Genomic DNA, 15,205 nt, shown 5'->3' on the forward strand with positions numbered 1-15,205 from the left:
TGGACTTTATTTTGCAGAAGGTGTTAACATACACAATTATGGCTTGTATTGTCAAGGATCCGTTCCAGCATCAACGGAGTTAACGGCTTGCATAGATATCCCCGAACAGAAGAATAAGTTTTCGCTTTTTCAATGTCATTGACGTCCTGTGATGAGCTGGATATATAGATTAGAGGATGGTAATTACTTATTTTTAACTCCTGCAGTATGTCCAGAAAATCCCATCCGTTTGTAATGGGCATATTAATGTCAAGAAAAATCAATTCGGGCAGGCTCCAAACTATTGAACGATGCTGAGCGATGAAGTCAATGGCTTCCTGACCGTTGCTGAAATGCGATATTTGAGAATCCGGTACAAGTTTCTTAATGAGTTTTTGAGCAAGAAAACTGCAAATCCGCTCGTCGTCAATAATGCATATTTTCATCATAAAATTAAGAGGTAACGTAACCGGTTGAGTAAATCTTACTTCCTTAAAAATCGTGCCATTTATATGATTATTGAAAAGGTAAAACATTTTTAAGTTAAATATGATGATCAGCTACTTTGGAAACCAGGGTTACATTTCCCAATAATATACTGCATCCGGTTTAATAATTACACCTGTGTTTCTAAGTATAATGCAAAAAAAATATTTGTTTATCAGATTTAAACTCAGTTGGCTCTTCTTTTTTCTTCTTCACTCGCTGTCGTTCTCTTGCGGGCGGCAGCTAAGGTTTTACCCAGTTTGTAAGAAAAGCTTATTGTAAAAGTACGCGTATCATTTTTTTGATAAATACCATTATTCTGTCCCTGATTATTGATCACAATTCTGTACGGATTGCCCAGCAGAATATCAGAAGCGCTCAGCCGGATTGTTCCCTGTTTGTTGAATACCGGTTTGCTGATTCCAATGCTTAAATCGTAAGTTCTCGCAAGAAGAAGTGTTCCCTGTTGCACAGCGCTGTTGTACCAGGCACTCATTTCTGCCTTCAATCCGCTGTTATTATCTATGGTAAAAGCGTGATCGGTTCTCAGATAAAAGTAAAATTGTTTGTCATTGTACGTATTCCCCGGCTGATTTGAGCTTTGTTTTCTGAAATATCCCTGTGCGGTATTATTGATTTCCCACCGCGAAGCCGGGTGATGAACGGACGACAGCTCGGTACCAATGTCGCGAATGCTGCCAATATTTTGCTGGGTATCATAAAATGTTTTGGTATCATTATTCTGGACCGTAACATTGCTGGCCATATCTTTTGTTGTCGTATATATGACGGAGAACGTATAATTTTGGTGAAGTGTGTAACTAATTTGGAGATTGTTAATGATCGCCGGTCTCAAAAAAGGATTTCCACTTTGGTAGTTATAAGGGCTCGAATAATTTTTTGCAGGGTTTAACTGTCTGTAATCGGGACGTTCAATTCTTTTGGAATAAGCAAAACCAAACTCGCTATTTTCGGAAGCTTTGTAGGTCATAAATACTGTCGGAAATATGCGCAGGTATTTTTTCACATTGATAGAATCCAGAGAGTGTGAGAATCCTCTCGTGCGGGTATATTCTGCACGTAACCCACCTTTGAAATTCCATTTACCCAAAACACCGGACATATTTGTATAAGCTGCCGCAGTATTTTCAGTGTATTGAAAGCGGTCGCTTCGGGTCGGATCCAAAACCGGCATAACATCAGGAGTGTTGTAAAAATCAAACTGGTTTTCACTGATAATGCTGGTATACTTTATACCGGATTCCATCGTCCAGATTTTGCCAAGAGTATAGGCATAATCTACTTTTCCCGACCAGATATTTATTTTTTGTGTAGAAGGAGAGGAAGTTTTATACGGAGCAAAAGCCAAACTTTCATCGGGCAAATACATGAAGTTATTCAGTTTTTGTACATTGTCCTTTGAGTATGGAGCGTAGTCAACATCGATGTTCAGACTTCTACCCATACTATCCGGTTTTATCTTATAATTCAGGTTGAAACTATATTGATTGGCATGTCCACGGCTATTACTCAATGTGTTTAGCACCGAGTCCGCTTTTGAGTTATGGTTATTATAAATATTAGTTATGGCAGTTCCGTAACCAACATTTGCAGCATTATTACCTGTAATGAGCACCCCTGCAACCTGATTGGCTGTCAGATTGTAATCGGCTCCTACGGTGTAATTACTGATCTTACTTTTGAGCACACTGATCTTATTCAGATCCCAGTAAGCGTATGAAGACGGTGTCTGATAAATCGTGTACAGATTTAAATCACGCTCGATGGCTCGGTCAGAATAACCGTAACTTCCAAAAATATTAAGCTTGTCTTTACGATAATTAAAAACACCGTTACTCGCATACCGGTTCATCTGACCACGTGTATACCCACCACTCAAACTGGCATTAAAACCATCTGTTTTTGCCTTTTTTGAAATAATATTGATGACCGCGCCACCTTGTGCTTCGTATTTGGAAGATGGATTTGGCATTACTTCTATTTTGGAAATATTATCAGACGGAATACCTTGCAAATAAGCCGAGAGGTCATCGCCAGATAACCTCACAGGTTTTCCATCCATGTATACTGTAACTTTTTTGTTGTTCGCTTTTACGCCGCCATCATTACCGGTTTGCACACCGGGAGCTTTACTTAATGCATCCCAGGCTGTACCACCGCTGGCCAGGATACTGTTTGCCACGTTGAAGACAACTCTGTCTATTTGTCGTTCAATGGTTGGTTTTTTGAAAACAATGGAAACTTCATTCAGTTGCAGATCATCATTCTGCAACTGAATGCTCAGACTATCCTTTGGCATAGTAAAAGCACGTAATACAGATTTGTAGCCTATCAGTGAAACCGCAAGGTCATACGGCGACTGATTCAGATTTGTCAGTGTGAATTTACCCATATCAGCCAACTGGCTTGTTAGCACCTGCCCGTTTTGTGAAAGTGTTATCGTGGCCGCATCCAATGGCTGCCCTTTTCCATCGTTGACAATTCCTGTCAGGTTTTGCTGCGCAAATAATGGATAGGAAAGCAGCAGCATTAGAATGTTCAGTATCGTTTTCATGTCTATTTTAGATTATGGCACAAACCTACTTCGCTGCTTCCTAAACGGGGGTTAAGTTGAGTTAAATAGAGTTAAATCGTATCTTGACAAGATGGCAGCAAATAAATTATGAGCAACTTCACAGCATGAAATGGTTTAAAGCAAAATATACCTATGTACTGATCGTGCTTTCGTTGCTGCTGAGCGGCGGTTTGCAGATTGTGTGGCTGCAACAGCTTTTTTTTGCTCAGCAAAAACAGCTCAAAGAAGATATAGAACAGTTTGTGAGCAAAACGGCGCAGACCAACATGTATTACAGTATTACCTATTTTGAAAATCCGGGAAATCTTCGGCACATCAAACAGCTGTTTTTATCTCCGCAGTGGGAACAGCTTCGGAGGGCTTTTGATAATATGAAAATGGACAACCTGAGTTCCACAGCCAGTATTTCAATTGACGATGACAGTACCTCGGTAAGTATGCATTTCAGCATAAAAGATATGCCTGTAATTAGAAAACACAGAAGACCTGTTGTGAAAGATACAGGAAAAACACCCGGGGAGCTGAGAATAAGTGATAGTTTATCGCTGGTGGCGATGAAAAAAAAGCTGGAAAAAGGCTTGCGGGAAATTGGAATAACCTCTGCTATCTATGATAATATTTATGTGTACGATAGTAATGAAGTGTACAAGAGCAATGTCCCAAAGCAAGTGGTTCCTGCTTTTGTTAGCGGCAGGTATCTTTATAACATACAAAATATTTACAGATACCAATTGATTTTACCAGCTATCGACAATGTGGTTTGGTATCGGATGCGGTACTACTTGGCTTCGTCTTTACTGATGATAATACTAACCTGCACTGCCTTTTATTTTATATTGAGACTATTGCGAAACCAGCAATTGTATGCCGATGCGAAGGCGGATTTCACCAGCAACATGACGCATGAATTTAAAACACCCATTGCAACGGTATCGTTAGCAATTGAATCAATCAAAAAATATAACCTTATCAATAATCCCGAAACGCTGCAAAACTATCTTGATGTCAGTCAGCATGAACTGAAAAGGCTGGATCTGATGGTGGAAAAAGTATTGAATATCAGTAATGGAAATGAAGTGGAACAGCCTCTCAAACTGGAACTTTATGATGTGCAATCAGGCTTGCAGCAGGTGATTTCGTCCATGAAACTGCAATTGTTAAACAGCCACGCGAGGATCCATTTTGACGCCTCGGAAGAACCTTGTTTTGTGTTTGGAGATCCGGTTCACTTGACCAATATCTTTTATAACCTGATTGACAACGCGATCAAATATTCAGGAAATGACCTGGCGATGGAAATCAGCTGCAAATGTAATCCCGAAAAGGTAACACTCATTTTTAAAGATAGCGGTCCCGGTATTGACCCGATCTATCACAACAACATTTTTGAAAGGTTTTTCAGGGTTCCGGCAAAGGGAGATATCCATGACATTAAAGGATCAGGATTGGGGCTTCATTATGTTAAACAAATGGTAGAAAAACATGGCGGAACGATCAAAATCAAAAGCGAGACCGGCAGCGGAGCCAATTTTATCATTACTTTACCCGCAGCCTCATGAGTTTAAAAGTATTGTATGTCGAGGATGAGCCGTTTTTGTCCCGCATCGTCAGCGATGGATTAACGAGCAGCGGATATAACGTTCAGCTTGTAGCAGATGGAAATCTGGTGATGGACGTCTATCTTTCTTTCAAACCGGATATTTGTATTCTGGATATCATGCTGCCTTCGAAAGATGGTTATACTTTGGCCAAAGAGCTAAGGGAAATCCAGCCAGATCTTCCAATTATCTTTTTATCTGCAAAAGTTTTGACCGAAGATGTTGTAAAAGGCTTTAAATCCGGCGGCAACGATTACCTGAAAAAACCATTTAGTATGGAGGAATTGCTCGTACGGTTGGAAGCATTGCTGCATCGTTTTGGTAGGGAAGTAATCAGTCAAAACGTTCAAAATAGTAAGATTTATTCCTTTGGAAATTGTGAGCTTGATACCGTTCAGCAGAAATTGAAAACATCATCCGGAGAGCATTCTCTTTCTTTTAAAGAATCCGCGCTGCTGGAAATGATGATCCTGCGAAAAAACGATGTGCTGGAACGACAGGAGGCACTATTGAAAATCTGGGGTGACGATAGCTATTACAATACCCGAAGTATGGACGTGTTTATGACCCATATCCGGAAATTGTTAAAGGACGAGACAGACATTCAGATTATGAATTTGAGAAGTATAGGGTATAAGCTGATCTGTTGATTATCACATCCCGCCGACCGGACTATTTATAAGACTTATAGGGCTATTTTAAGTCTTGATTTGGGCTGAAATTTGTGGGGTTGAATTTAATCTCAAAAGAATCAAGCAATGAGCAAGCTGTTAGCACCTTATAATAAAAACGGATTTTCACTAAAAAATCACCTCGTGATGGCGCCTATGACCAGAAGCCGGGCTATTGATAATATTCCAAATGATTTGATGGCGGAGTACTATGCTCAGCGGAAGGGAGCGGGATTGATCATCACAGAAGGAACTTCACCTGCGCCCGAAGGTTTGGGGTACCCGCGTATTCCGGGAATATTTTTGGATGAACAGGTAAGTGGCTGGAAAAAAATCACCGATGCTGTTCATCAAAATAATACTAAAATTTTTGTGCAGTTTATGCATACCGGCCGCATCGCCCATGTTGACAATTTGCCCGCTGGAAGTGAAGTTGTCGGTGTTTCTGACCTTAAAGCCAACGGCCAGATTTTTACTGATAAATCAGGAATGCAGGATCATTCTCAACCCAAAGCATTAACAACAGAAGAAATAAAAGCTCTTGTTTTAAGTCACGTAAAAGCTGCCGAAAATGCTGTTAAAGCCGGTTTTGATGGTATTGAACTTCATGGAGCCAACGGTTATCTGATTGAGCAATTTTTAAATCCAAATGTAAATAACCGTACCGACGAGTACGGAGGAAGTTTGGAAAGCAGGTCGTCTTTTGTGATTGAGATCGCTGAGAAAATGGCAGATGCAATTGGAAAAGAAAAGGTCGGTATTCGTTTTTCACCTTTTTCAAACATGGGTGATCTGGCCGATTATGATCCAAATGAAGTACATCAAACATACACTTATCTGGCCGAAAGGCTGAATCAGATCGGAATTGCCTATATTCACTTAGGTGTGTCGCCAAAAATTCCCAGGGAAACACTGGATGCCATCCGAACAAATTTTAACGGAACGATTATTATCTGTAACGGTTTAACGCCTGAAAGTGCTGAACAAATGTTGGTTGAGGAATCTTTTGATCTGGTAGCTTTTGGCCGTTCATTTTTAGCTAATCCTGACCTTGATAAAAGAATTGAAACAAAAGCAAATTTAAGCGAAGTTGATTTTTCGACGGCTTATACGCCAGGTGCAAAAGGGTATACGGATTATCCTTTTTTATCTGAAAATATAATTGCTTAGTGCATCAGGTATGAATTAATTATTGATCAATAAAACATCAACAAAATGGAAGAGTTAAAAAAGCCTGCGCAAATTGTAACGCCTGATGACGGAGCTATTATTTCTGTGGTCGGTGATACGTACCGGATCGTAATTTCGGGTAAACAAACCGCTGGCGCTTTTGCGATCATTGATATGCTGGTTCCTACTGGCGGCGGCCCCGGCCCACATGCACATACAGATTTTGACGAATCTTTTTATGTGCTGGATGGAGAAATTGAGGTGAAAACCGAGAACCAGAATTACATTGCCAAAAAGGGAGATTTTGTTCATATTCCAAAAGGAGGGCTGGTACATTGTTTTAAAAATAAATCAGAAGAAACCGCCCGGCTTTGGTGCACGGTTGTCCCCGCCGGACTGGATGAATTTTTTCTGGAAGCCGGAAAACCTGTGAAAAAGGGAAAATTCCTCCCTGCAGCGCAACCCGGTGAAGATGAAAAAAAGGTGCTTAACGCATTGGCTGAAAAATACGGACAGAAATTGTATCCGCCTGACTATCTCGATTAATATCAGGATTTTTTATAAAATTAACCGGTTGGATATGGGGAAATATTCAACCGTATTTTTAAATTATTATGGCTGTCGAGTTTGAATTTACTGCTGGTAAAAACTTCCACTTTACCTCTGCTTTTGCCAGTCGTTTTGATGCTGTGGTAAAAGAAGAACGCGTGTATTTGCCTGATACGCTTGGCGATGGATTTATTCAGGAGGTTTATCCAAAAGCGGGTATTTCACTTTGTATCCATAATTATGTTCTGAAAGAGGAGTTTGTATTGAAACGGCTGACTTCTTCATCGGATGATATACTCACATTCAAATTTGATTGCCGGACGGATTTCAAAAGTAACGGATCGGAAAACGGATCTTTTTTTTCTGGAAAAAATACTTGTGAAGTCGAGTTCAGTACTGGTAATTTTTTTACGGAATTAATCATTCCAAAGGAAATTAAAATCAGTTTTCTAGTCATCAGCATTTCCCGGCAGACACTTCTTGATTTGCTTCATTTAGAGGAAGGTTGTCCTATTGAAAAGCTTTTAAAACATAACAAATCCTTTGTGCTGCATGAAGAAATGAACTTGCAGATGCAAAGCACACTGAAAGAAATTACCAAGATTGATGAGACTACCAGACTGGCAACTTTGTTGTATCAGATCAAGGCACATGAGCTTATTTATCAGTTATTTGCAAAGTTGATTTCGCGCTCCGAAAGTAAAATGATTCCGGTTGATCAGGCGGATGCCGACCAGATTTACCTTGCCAAAATGCTTATTCTAAAAGACCTTAGTGTTCCTCCTGAGCTTGGCAAACTGGCTGAAAATATTGGTATGAGTCTGACTAAAATGAAACAGCTTTACCGACAGGTTTTTGGCGACAGTATTTATAATTATTACCAGACCGCCCGCATGAACGAAGCGGCGCGGCTGCTTCAATATCTATCGGTTTCAGAAACGGGTTACCGACTCGGTTTTTCCAATCTGAGTCATTTTGCACGTTTGTTTGAGAAATTTCATAAAGTAAAACCCAAACGTTTTAAAGATGACCTCAAAAATGAAAGAACGGGAAAAGTCGTATATCAATCCGTATCCTGAACAGAATCAGAAGTGTTTCCCTTTCTGACTTTTTGGATAATTTGCGTTGATCCTGATATCGAAATGTGGAATAAATAGGTGAGAACCACGCCAATAATACAACCTACTGCAACGCCGCCTGCACGTTCCAATGCTATTTCCCAAAGATATTGACCGGGCTCATGCATTGTAATGATCAGCACCGCAATCATCGCCGAACGGGTAGCGGCCTGTAATTTCAACAACTCACAAAAGGCAATGGAAAGTGCAATACCCGCGCAAATCATCGTCAGATTGATCGCATGAATATTAAGTAAAATCAGTCCGGTTGCAGCGCCGATGAAGTTTGCTTTGATGCGTGTAACAGCCAGATTCATAGCATCTTTTCGATCCGGAGCCAGTACCAATAAAATTGAAAAGAGCGCCCAGGTTCCCACAATTGGGTATAGCAGATAAATGTAATAGCCAATCGCAGTACCAATCAGGCACTTCAAAATATATAAAAGCTGATCCTTCAATTTTTCTGACACGGACTGTTTTTGTTAAATTTGAGCAAATGAAAGTCTTTTCGCCTGACAGATAAAACTACGAATTAGCTTCCAAATTCCTGTTCAATTTTTCGATTTAACATCTCAACTTTATTGAATTCCTGATCCTGTTCAGCGGTAAATTTCCTCATTTGTCGGAATGTGATTTTTGTTTACTGACAATTGCGGTTGATTTGGTAAACAGAAATAATCAACCCATGGAAAAATTACACCTTGCCAATCTTACACTGCACGTCATTGCGGGAAGCACTGCGCTGTTAACCGGTTTTGCTGCCGTTTTCGCAAAAAAAGGTTTAGGAAAGCATGTTTTATTTGGAAAATACTTCATGTGGATGATCGTGGTCGTCATCATTACAGGACTTTTCGGTGTGATTGTTTTCAACCGTAACAGTTTTCTTCTGGTTATTACATTACTCAGCGGCTATAATTGTTTTAGCGGAATCCGTTCGCTAAAACTACGTGGCCAAAAACCGGAAACATTTGATTATGTTATTCCCTTACTGGTTATGATTTCTGCGGTTTATTATTTGTATTATCTGAATTCTAACGGTTTATACTGGTCGCCGGTGATCATTTATTCAACGCTAGGCGCTTTATTTCTGGTTTCAGGTTACGACCTTTGCAAATGGTTTATTCCCGTACATTTCCTGGAAAAGGCCATCATGTACGAACATGCCTATAAAATGATCAGTGCTTTGAGTGCTATTTCGTCTGCATTTAGCGGCACCGTTTTTCCGGATTACAAACCGTACAGCCAATTTCTCCCTTCGGTTGCCGGTATGATTTACATAATCATTACCTTCATTCTTCTGTCAAAAAAATCATTTATTTTTAAAACTAAAACCATTGTCCGGCACACAAATCAGGATGCATCCCGCGCTTAAAACTTTGCTGATCTGTCTTTTGATCGGGTTTGCTTTTGGTATGTACTTATATTTCACTTACGACCAACGGCCTGAGCGTATCGCAATTTCCGTACTTTCCACGTCTTGCATCGGTTCTTTGATGATGCTTGTCATCACGTACAGGAATTTTTTTACAATGGTCACTTCAGTCCAAAGTTTTAAGATGATCATTATGATCAGCTTGTTGATTTTGGCTGCACTGGCAGGTTCTGAAATTATGTTTTTTGTGCAGTCAATTTTATGGAAGGATGGGAAGTATCAATGGTTTGGCGGAGGAAATATTTATGTGTTGAATATTCTGATTGTGCTGGTTACAGGCATACCGATTTATGTGAGTGAAGAATGGAAGAGTCTTCTGAATTCTCAGATTTTAAATCAGCAATACCGTGTTTTGGAGCTGGAACAGCAAAAAACTGCTTTTGAACTCGAACTTTTACGCGCGAAAGTAAACCCGCATTTTCTTTATAATGTACATAACACGATTGCAGGGCTTATCTCGAAAGATCCGGCCAAAGCCGAGGAAATGGTGTTGCTTTTATCGAAATTTTTCAGATTTACACTCAACAAAAACAGCGCCACTTTTCATTTGGTAACGGATGAAATTGCCATTATCCGCACATATCTGGATATGCAGAAGATACGTTTTGGAGAACGGATGAACTATAAAATTAACGTCGATCCCGATGCATTATCTTTACAAATACCATCTTTTATCTTGCAGCCTATCGTAGAAAATGCTGTAAAACACGGCATTGAAAAACGGGCAGAAAATGGATTTGTTAAAGTTGAGATCGAACTAGATGAAAATACTATGCTGATCACCATTTCTGATTCCGGACCTGAGTTGTCAGCGACTCCCGGTTCTGGAATGGGCCTGCAAATGGTAAGAAGCAAGCTGGGTTTGCTATACCCCGGAAATTTCACGATGGAATTAAATAACAAACCAGAAAAATATGTCCGGATTACTATCCCAAAAAGAAATCAGAACGTTGTTGGTTGACGATGAAGATATTGCGGTTTATCGTCTGAAAAAAACACTGGAAGCGTATCCGCAGATTAAAATAATCGGGGAGGCAAAAGATGGAAAAACAGCCGTCAGACTAATCAACGATCAGCGCCCTGATCTCGTTTTTCTTGATATTCAAATGCCGGAAATAAATGGTTTTGAAGTGTTGAATTACCTTGATTATTTACCCCTGATTGTTTTTGTAACAGCTTATGAAGAATATGCAATAAAAGCTTTCGAGAAAAATTCGCTGGATTATCTGCTAAAACCGGTTGAAGACGAGCGGCTTGCGATAACCATTAAAAGAGTATTGGAAAGTGATACTGGCGGAGATGATATTTTGCAAAAAATCAAAATGCTGATCACTGAAAATAAGCCAAAAGATATTATTACAACTATTCCGGTGAAGACAGGGAATAAGATAACTCTGATTCATGTTTCGGATATCTGTTTTTTTGAGGCAAAAGATAAATACGTTTATATCCATACGCACGAGGGCGAAAAGCTTGTCGATTACCCTCTTGGATATTTGCAGGAACGCCTTCCTGAACAATTTCTTCGCGTTCACCGAGGTTTTATTATCAATAAACTGAAAATCCGGGAGATCCATAAATACTTCAAAGGAACGTATATTTTAGTGATGAATGATCCAAAAAGTTCAAAAATAAAAAGTGCGTATTCTTATTCTGAAGAGATTCGGGCGAAGTTATTGCTGGTTTGAGGTGTGGTTTTTGTTTTAGAATTAGCGGGTGTCATCATTTTTTTTCCTCCCAAATATCAACTTATCCCCACCGGTTTCTATAATCCTGCCCCCGTTTGTCAATCTGTAAAATTCAGATCAGGATTCCGTGACATTTTTAAAGTGAATTTCAACCACTAATTAATAACTGCGTATGGCACGGGGCGAACACTTTACAAATAGAAATAGTATTAAAACAGTCAGGGAAGGTCTTAGGAGATTTTTGGAAAGAGGCTTCGACTGGATTGCTTTGTTAATTATCACTTTGATCATCCTTTTTAGTCTCGTCTTTTTCTGAAATTTCACACATTCTCAACACTTATTATGAAATCACTTCTAACATTCCTAGCCTTTAATGTAGTCCTTTTGATTTGTTGTTATGAGAAAAAATGTGCGGGCTCTATGAATGAAGCAACACATATTGAGCCTGTTAACGCGGTGGGCACTTTTACGGCAGAGTTTGGGACTGATAAAAGCCGCGATTCAAAAAGGCATACTCGAATGCACATTGTGATAATGAATGGTTTTGTCAAAGGATATTATTCCGAAGCGGGTTTAACTGAGCGCATTGATGTTGTTGGCGCATTAAGCAGTCGGAGTGAAATGATTCTAATTGAATCACAAAGGGGCGAAATAACGCGGACATTTCAAGGTAAATTTAAAAAGAAGGGAAAAGAGCTAATACTTCTTTCCGGTATTTGGCAAAGTGCAAATAACACTATGCTTACGAGGTTAACTGAGAATAAAGTTATGCCAGATTCTGATCATCCGCAAGCATTTTCATTAATCAGTAAAAAGCAGTAAATCTTGACTTTAACCTGTTTGCGGGTTATAACTTATAGCGTAATTATATCAAATCAATAGTTGGTTTATGAGGTATTTACAGGTATTCCTGCTGTTGTTTTTTACCTCGGGGCAGCTCTGTGCCCAAATGCCATCTCTGACTCTGGAACATTTGACAACAAAGGAGGGGCTTCCATCCAATGAGGTCTGGTCGCTGACTAATGACAAACAGGGGTTTTTGTGGATTGGTACCGGCAGGAATATTTGTCGCTATGACGGTTACAGTTTTTTAAGGCTCGATAGTCTGAAATTAGGATATTGCTCAGGAGTTTCAACCGACTCAAAAGGTAATATTTATACCTCCAATGATACCAGAGGTTTATGTAAAATCGATGCAAAAACACTGACTGTCACCACGCTGGCAACAAACAATTATGATGATTCTGATCCAAACAATGACCTGCACGAACAAGGGATGGTGGACAGCCATGATCAGGTCTGGGTTTGCGACTATACCTCGGTAAAACGATATAATCCTGCAACCGGGAAGCTTCACCGATATACCTTTCCCCAAACTGCTTCGGGCGGTGATATTTATCAGTATGCCAGCTTTTTTGAAGATGCAAAACGGACACTTTGGATCGTTTCAGAAATTGGTCTTTATCGCTATGACCGAAATGCAGACAAACTTGTCTGTATGCTTGGGAATGCAGCGGTTTTAGCAAAAAATAGGATACCGATACGCCTCTCAAAAGCCTGTGAGGATAGCAATGGGAATCTTTGGATAGGCGGCTACGAATACGGCCTGGTGCGTTTTTCTCCCGCCGATCAGTCTTTTAGTATACGAAAAACAGGTTTTGAACATAACCACGTTATTTGTGTCCAGGAATCACAGGACGAAAATGGTCGGAAACTCCTTTTTGTTGGTACAAATGACGGGATCAGTATTTTTTATCCGGATCGTAATGAACTCTACAATTTGCCTGAATTTTATAATAATGGAATCCGGGTCAAAACGATGTATGAAGACAAAGTAAACCGGATTCTTTGGATAGGAACCAGTGACGGTGTCTACAAGTACCGGTATGGCAATGCCGGAATTCGTACCATTGCGATTCCTGCGGGTGTGGTGAGGCTTCCGGTTCAGATTACTGCGATTTTACCTGCGCCGGATGAAACCTTTCTTTTAGGCCTTTCTCATTCGGGCGCCCTGATCTGGAAACCTTCTGAAAATTTCTTCAAATTATTGCCATATCCTACCGACGCGCTCACACAGCAAATGCGATGGATTCAGGGTCGGCCTTATGCTTTTACAGATAAGGGCGTTTTTACCGCCGATCTGAAAAAGGGAAACTTTTCAGTCTTTTCACCAGCATCGGCTTTATTTAAAAATACAGATTTCAGAGATGGATTGCTGGATAAGAAGGGCCGTTTGTGGATTGCCAATTTGAATGAAGGTTTGAAAGTAATTGATCCGTTTACGAAACAGGAAATTAAATTATGGTCTGCCAAACAAGGCCGGAAATTATTAAATCTGACTTATCTGAAGGCGATCCTTGAAGGCGTTGATGGGCGGATCTGGGTAGCGACTTGCTCGCGCGGGTTATTCTTTTTCGATGAGAAGGCGGGAGAATTCGTAAATATTGAAACGTTGCCGGAAAATAAGGGAAAAATAATCGGGGGAGATTGTATCAATGGTATGCAAAAGGGGCCAAACGGCACGATTCTGATTTCCAGCTGGGGAGGCGTTTCGAAAATTTCCTATACTGGTGAGATTTTAAGCACATTTGAGTTTAAAACAGATGCGCTCAATGATACCTATTGTGCTAACATCGCTGAAATGCCTGGTGGAAATCTTTGGTTCAGTACCAATGAGGGCATTCACATTGCTAACCCTAAAACTCATGATATCCGGTACCTGACAACGATTGAGGGACTAAAAAGCAACGCTCCGGTAGGATTTTATCGCGGCGCAGGCAATGAGCTTTTTTTGGGGCATACCAATGCAATTAATATTTTAGATATCAATCAGTTGAATACCAGTATGGTAACGCCAAGGGTTATAATCAGTTCGGTTGAAATAAAAGGCAAAACTTTACACCAGGATCTGACCAAAGAAATCATTCTTGACCCTGATGAAAATGCGATAACCTTCAATTTCTCAACATTGAATTTTGAACCCGCTTCTAAAAATTTATTCAGTTTTAAACTCGAAGGCTTTGAAGCTAACTGGATTGATCTGGGCAATCAGCATACGGTTTCTTTTACCAACCTTCCGGCAAAATCGTACCGGTTGCTGGTAAGAAGCAGAAATAGTTCTGGTAAAATAAGTGATAAACCACTCATTGTTCAGTTCCGGGTTGAGCCTTATTTTATCAATACCTTGTTTTTCAGGACACTGATCGGATTAGCCATAGCGGCTATGATCGTAGCCATGATGCGGTGGCGCGTCAATACACTTGCAGAGCGGAACCGGCTTGATCTGCAAATAGCGGAATGGCGGCTTAAAGCGCTGCAATCGCAAATGAACCCTCATTTTTTATTCAATTCACTCAACTCAATTCAAAATTATTTGTTGACAAACAGGGGTGTGGAAGGAGCAAAATATCTGTCGAAATTCTCAAAACTGGTTCGCCGGATCATGGAGAATTCCAACCACCAGTATCTTTCCTTTGAGCAGATCATTGATACGCTTCGTATGTATGTAGAGATAGAATCTTTTCGATTCAATCATGAATTCAGTTATATTTTTGAAATTGAAGATAATGAAGTGTTGCTGGATGCACACTTGCCGCCGATGCTTTTGCAGCCTTATGTTGAAAATGCTATCTGGCATGGTTTGATGCCAAAAGAAGGCGAGAAAAAGTTGAAGATAACCGGTAGCATTCGGGATAAACATATTGTTTGCACCATTGAAGACAACGGTGTTGGACGAACTTTTGCGCCGCGCACGGAAGGCCATATTTCGCGTGGAGAGGAAATGACCAAAGGGATTTTTGAATCCCTGCGCCATAAAGATAGTGACGCGAAAATTGAATTTACAGATTTATTTGATGCTGATAATCAACCTGCCGGAACACGGGTAAGCATGAAAATTCCACTTGAAAATGTATAACA

Annotated in this window: 13 protein-coding genes; 10 read left to right on the plus strand and 3 right to left on the minus strand. The window is 40.1% G+C overall.

The genetic code is table 11. The features are described 5' to 3' along the window. Window positions 1-23: 23 nt before the first annotated feature. Both FDK13_RS19420 and FDK13_RS19425 read right to left on the minus strand, forming a co-directional pair. Window positions 24-428, minus strand: coding sequence for a response regulator (locus FDK13_RS19420; RefSeq protein WP_170982850.1), 405 nt, complete (start codon window positions 426-428; stop codon window positions 24-26). Between the two features lie 224 nt (window positions 429-652). Next, entirely contained in the window at window positions 653-3,040 is a 2,388-nt protein-coding gene (locus FDK13_RS19425) for a TonB-dependent receptor (protein ID WP_137341674.1), read from the minus strand. A gap of 125 nt (window positions 3,041-3,165) precedes the next feature. On the opposite strand from FDK13_RS19425, the gene FDK13_RS19430 reads away from it, so the two are divergent. The 5 genes from FDK13_RS19430 to FDK13_RS19450 all read left to right on the plus strand — a co-directional run bounded on the left by FDK13_RS19430 (window position 3,166) and on the right by FDK13_RS19450 (window position 8,128). Next, entirely contained in the window at window positions 3,166-4,620 is a 1,455-nt protein-coding gene (locus FDK13_RS19430) for a sensor histidine kinase (RefSeq protein WP_137341675.1), read from the plus strand. Continuing rightward, complete coding sequence (locus FDK13_RS19435; protein ID WP_137341676.1) at window positions 4,617-5,309, plus strand: response regulator transcription factor; 693 nt, start codon at window positions 4,617-4,619, stop codon at window positions 5,307-5,309. The genes FDK13_RS19430 and FDK13_RS19435 overlap by 4 nt, the downstream gene beginning before the upstream one ends. 108 nt (window positions 5,310-5,417) lie before the next feature. Next, the gene (locus tag FDK13_RS19440; RefSeq protein ID WP_137341677.1) at window positions 5,418-6,500 is read left to right on the plus strand and encodes an alkene reductase; all 1,083 of its coding nucleotides are present in this window, start codon (window positions 5,418-5,420) and stop codon (window positions 6,498-6,500) included. A 45-nt stretch (window positions 6,501-6,545) separates the two neighbouring features. After that, complete coding sequence (locus FDK13_RS19445) at window positions 6,546-7,046, plus strand: cupin domain-containing protein (protein WP_137341678.1); 501 nt, start codon at window positions 6,546-6,548, stop codon at window positions 7,044-7,046. A gap of 68 nt (window positions 7,047-7,114) precedes the next feature. After that, window positions 7,115-8,128 (plus strand): helix-turn-helix domain-containing protein, encoded by a 1,014-nt coding sequence (locus FDK13_RS19450; RefSeq protein WP_137341679.1) that lies wholly within the window; start codon window positions 7,115-7,117, stop codon window positions 8,126-8,128. Here FDK13_RS19450 and FDK13_RS19455 read toward each other — a convergent pair. After that, the gene (locus FDK13_RS19455) at window positions 8,113-8,637 is read right to left on the minus strand and encodes an FUSC family protein (RefSeq protein WP_137341680.1); all 525 of its coding nucleotides are present in this window, start codon (window positions 8,635-8,637) and stop codon (window positions 8,113-8,115) included. The two genes, FDK13_RS19450 and FDK13_RS19455, sit on opposite strands and share 16 nt — an antisense overlap. A gap of 215 nt (window positions 8,638-8,852) precedes the next feature. Between FDK13_RS19455 and FDK13_RS19460 the strand changes: the two genes are divergently transcribed. The 5 genes from FDK13_RS19460 to FDK13_RS19480 all read left to right on the plus strand — a co-directional run bounded on the left by FDK13_RS19460 (window position 8,853) and on the right by FDK13_RS19480 (window position 15,203). Then, window positions 8,853-9,539 carry a hypothetical protein gene (locus FDK13_RS19460; protein ID WP_137341681.1) on the plus strand — a complete coding sequence of 229 codons (687 nt, stop codon included), beginning with the start codon at window positions 8,853-8,855 and terminating at the stop codon, window positions 9,537-9,539. Further along, a complete protein-coding gene (locus FDK13_RS19465) occupies window positions 9,502-10,560 on the plus strand; it encodes a sensor histidine kinase (protein ID WP_137341682.1) in 1,059 nt (352 codons plus the stop codon). The genes FDK13_RS19460 and FDK13_RS19465 overlap by 38 nt, the downstream gene beginning before the upstream one ends. Next, the gene (locus tag FDK13_RS19470) at window positions 10,514-11,287 is read left to right on the plus strand and encodes a LytR/AlgR family response regulator transcription factor (RefSeq protein ID WP_137341683.1); all 774 of its coding nucleotides are present in this window, start codon (window positions 10,514-10,516) and stop codon (window positions 11,285-11,287) included. Before FDK13_RS19465 ends, FDK13_RS19470 begins: the two co-directional genes overlap by 47 nt. 420 nt (window positions 11,288-11,707) lie before the next feature. After that, the gene (locus tag FDK13_RS19475; RefSeq protein ID WP_137341684.1) at window positions 11,708-12,109 is read left to right on the plus strand and encodes a hypothetical protein; all 402 of its coding nucleotides are present in this window, start codon (window positions 11,708-11,710) and stop codon (window positions 12,107-12,109) included. 67 nt (window positions 12,110-12,176) lie between these two features. Beyond that, complete coding sequence (locus FDK13_RS19480; protein ID WP_137341685.1) at window positions 12,177-15,203, plus strand: sensor histidine kinase; 3,027 nt, start codon at window positions 12,177-12,179, stop codon at window positions 15,201-15,203. Window positions 15,204-15,205: the final 2 nt, after the last annotated feature.

The sequence above is a fragment of the Dyadobacter frigoris genome (assembly GCF_005280585.1).
Lineage (GTDB): Bacteria > Bacteroidota > Bacteroidia > Cytophagales > Spirosomataceae > Dyadobacter > Dyadobacter frigoris.

What these genes read in the sequence shown, in the direction of transcription:
- FDK13_RS19475 (WP_137341684.1), top strand. Translation starts at nt 11,708, where the DNA reads ATGAATGAAGCAACACATATTGAGCCTGTTAACGCGGTGGGCACTTTT.
- FDK13_RS19435 (WP_137341676.1), top strand. Translation starts at nt 4,617, where the DNA reads ATGAGTTTAAAAGTATTGTATGTCGAGGATGAGCCGTTTTTGTCCCGC.
- FDK13_RS19470 (WP_137341683.1), top strand. Translation starts at nt 10,514, where the DNA reads ATGTCCGGATTACTATCCCAAAAAGAAATCAGAACGTTGTTGGTTGAC.
- FDK13_RS19480 (WP_137341685.1), top strand. Translation starts at nt 12,177, where the DNA reads ATGAGGTATTTACAGGTATTCCTGCTGTTGTTTTTTACCTCGGGGCAG.
- FDK13_RS19430 (WP_137341675.1), top strand. Translation starts at nt 3,166, where the DNA reads ATGAAATGGTTTAAAGCAAAATATACCTATGTACTGATCGTGCTTTCG.
- FDK13_RS19440 (WP_137341677.1), top strand. Translation starts at nt 5,418, where the DNA reads ATGAGCAAGCTGTTAGCACCTTATAATAAAAACGGATTTTCACTAAAA.
- FDK13_RS19420 (WP_170982850.1), bottom strand. Translation starts at nt 428, where the DNA reads ATGATGAAAATATGCATTATTGACGACGAGCGGATTTGCAGTTTTCTT.
- FDK13_RS19460 (WP_137341681.1), top strand. Translation starts at nt 8,853, where the DNA reads ATGGAAAAATTACACCTTGCCAATCTTACACTGCACGTCATTGCGGGA.
- FDK13_RS19445 (WP_137341678.1), top strand. Translation starts at nt 6,546, where the DNA reads ATGGAAGAGTTAAAAAAGCCTGCGCAAATTGTAACGCCTGATGACGGA.
- FDK13_RS19425 (WP_137341674.1), bottom strand. Translation starts at nt 3,040, where the DNA reads ATGAAAACGATACTGAACATTCTAATGCTGCTGCTTTCCTATCCATTA.
- FDK13_RS19450 (WP_137341679.1), top strand. Translation starts at nt 7,115, where the DNA reads ATGGCTGTCGAGTTTGAATTTACTGCTGGTAAAAACTTCCACTTTACC.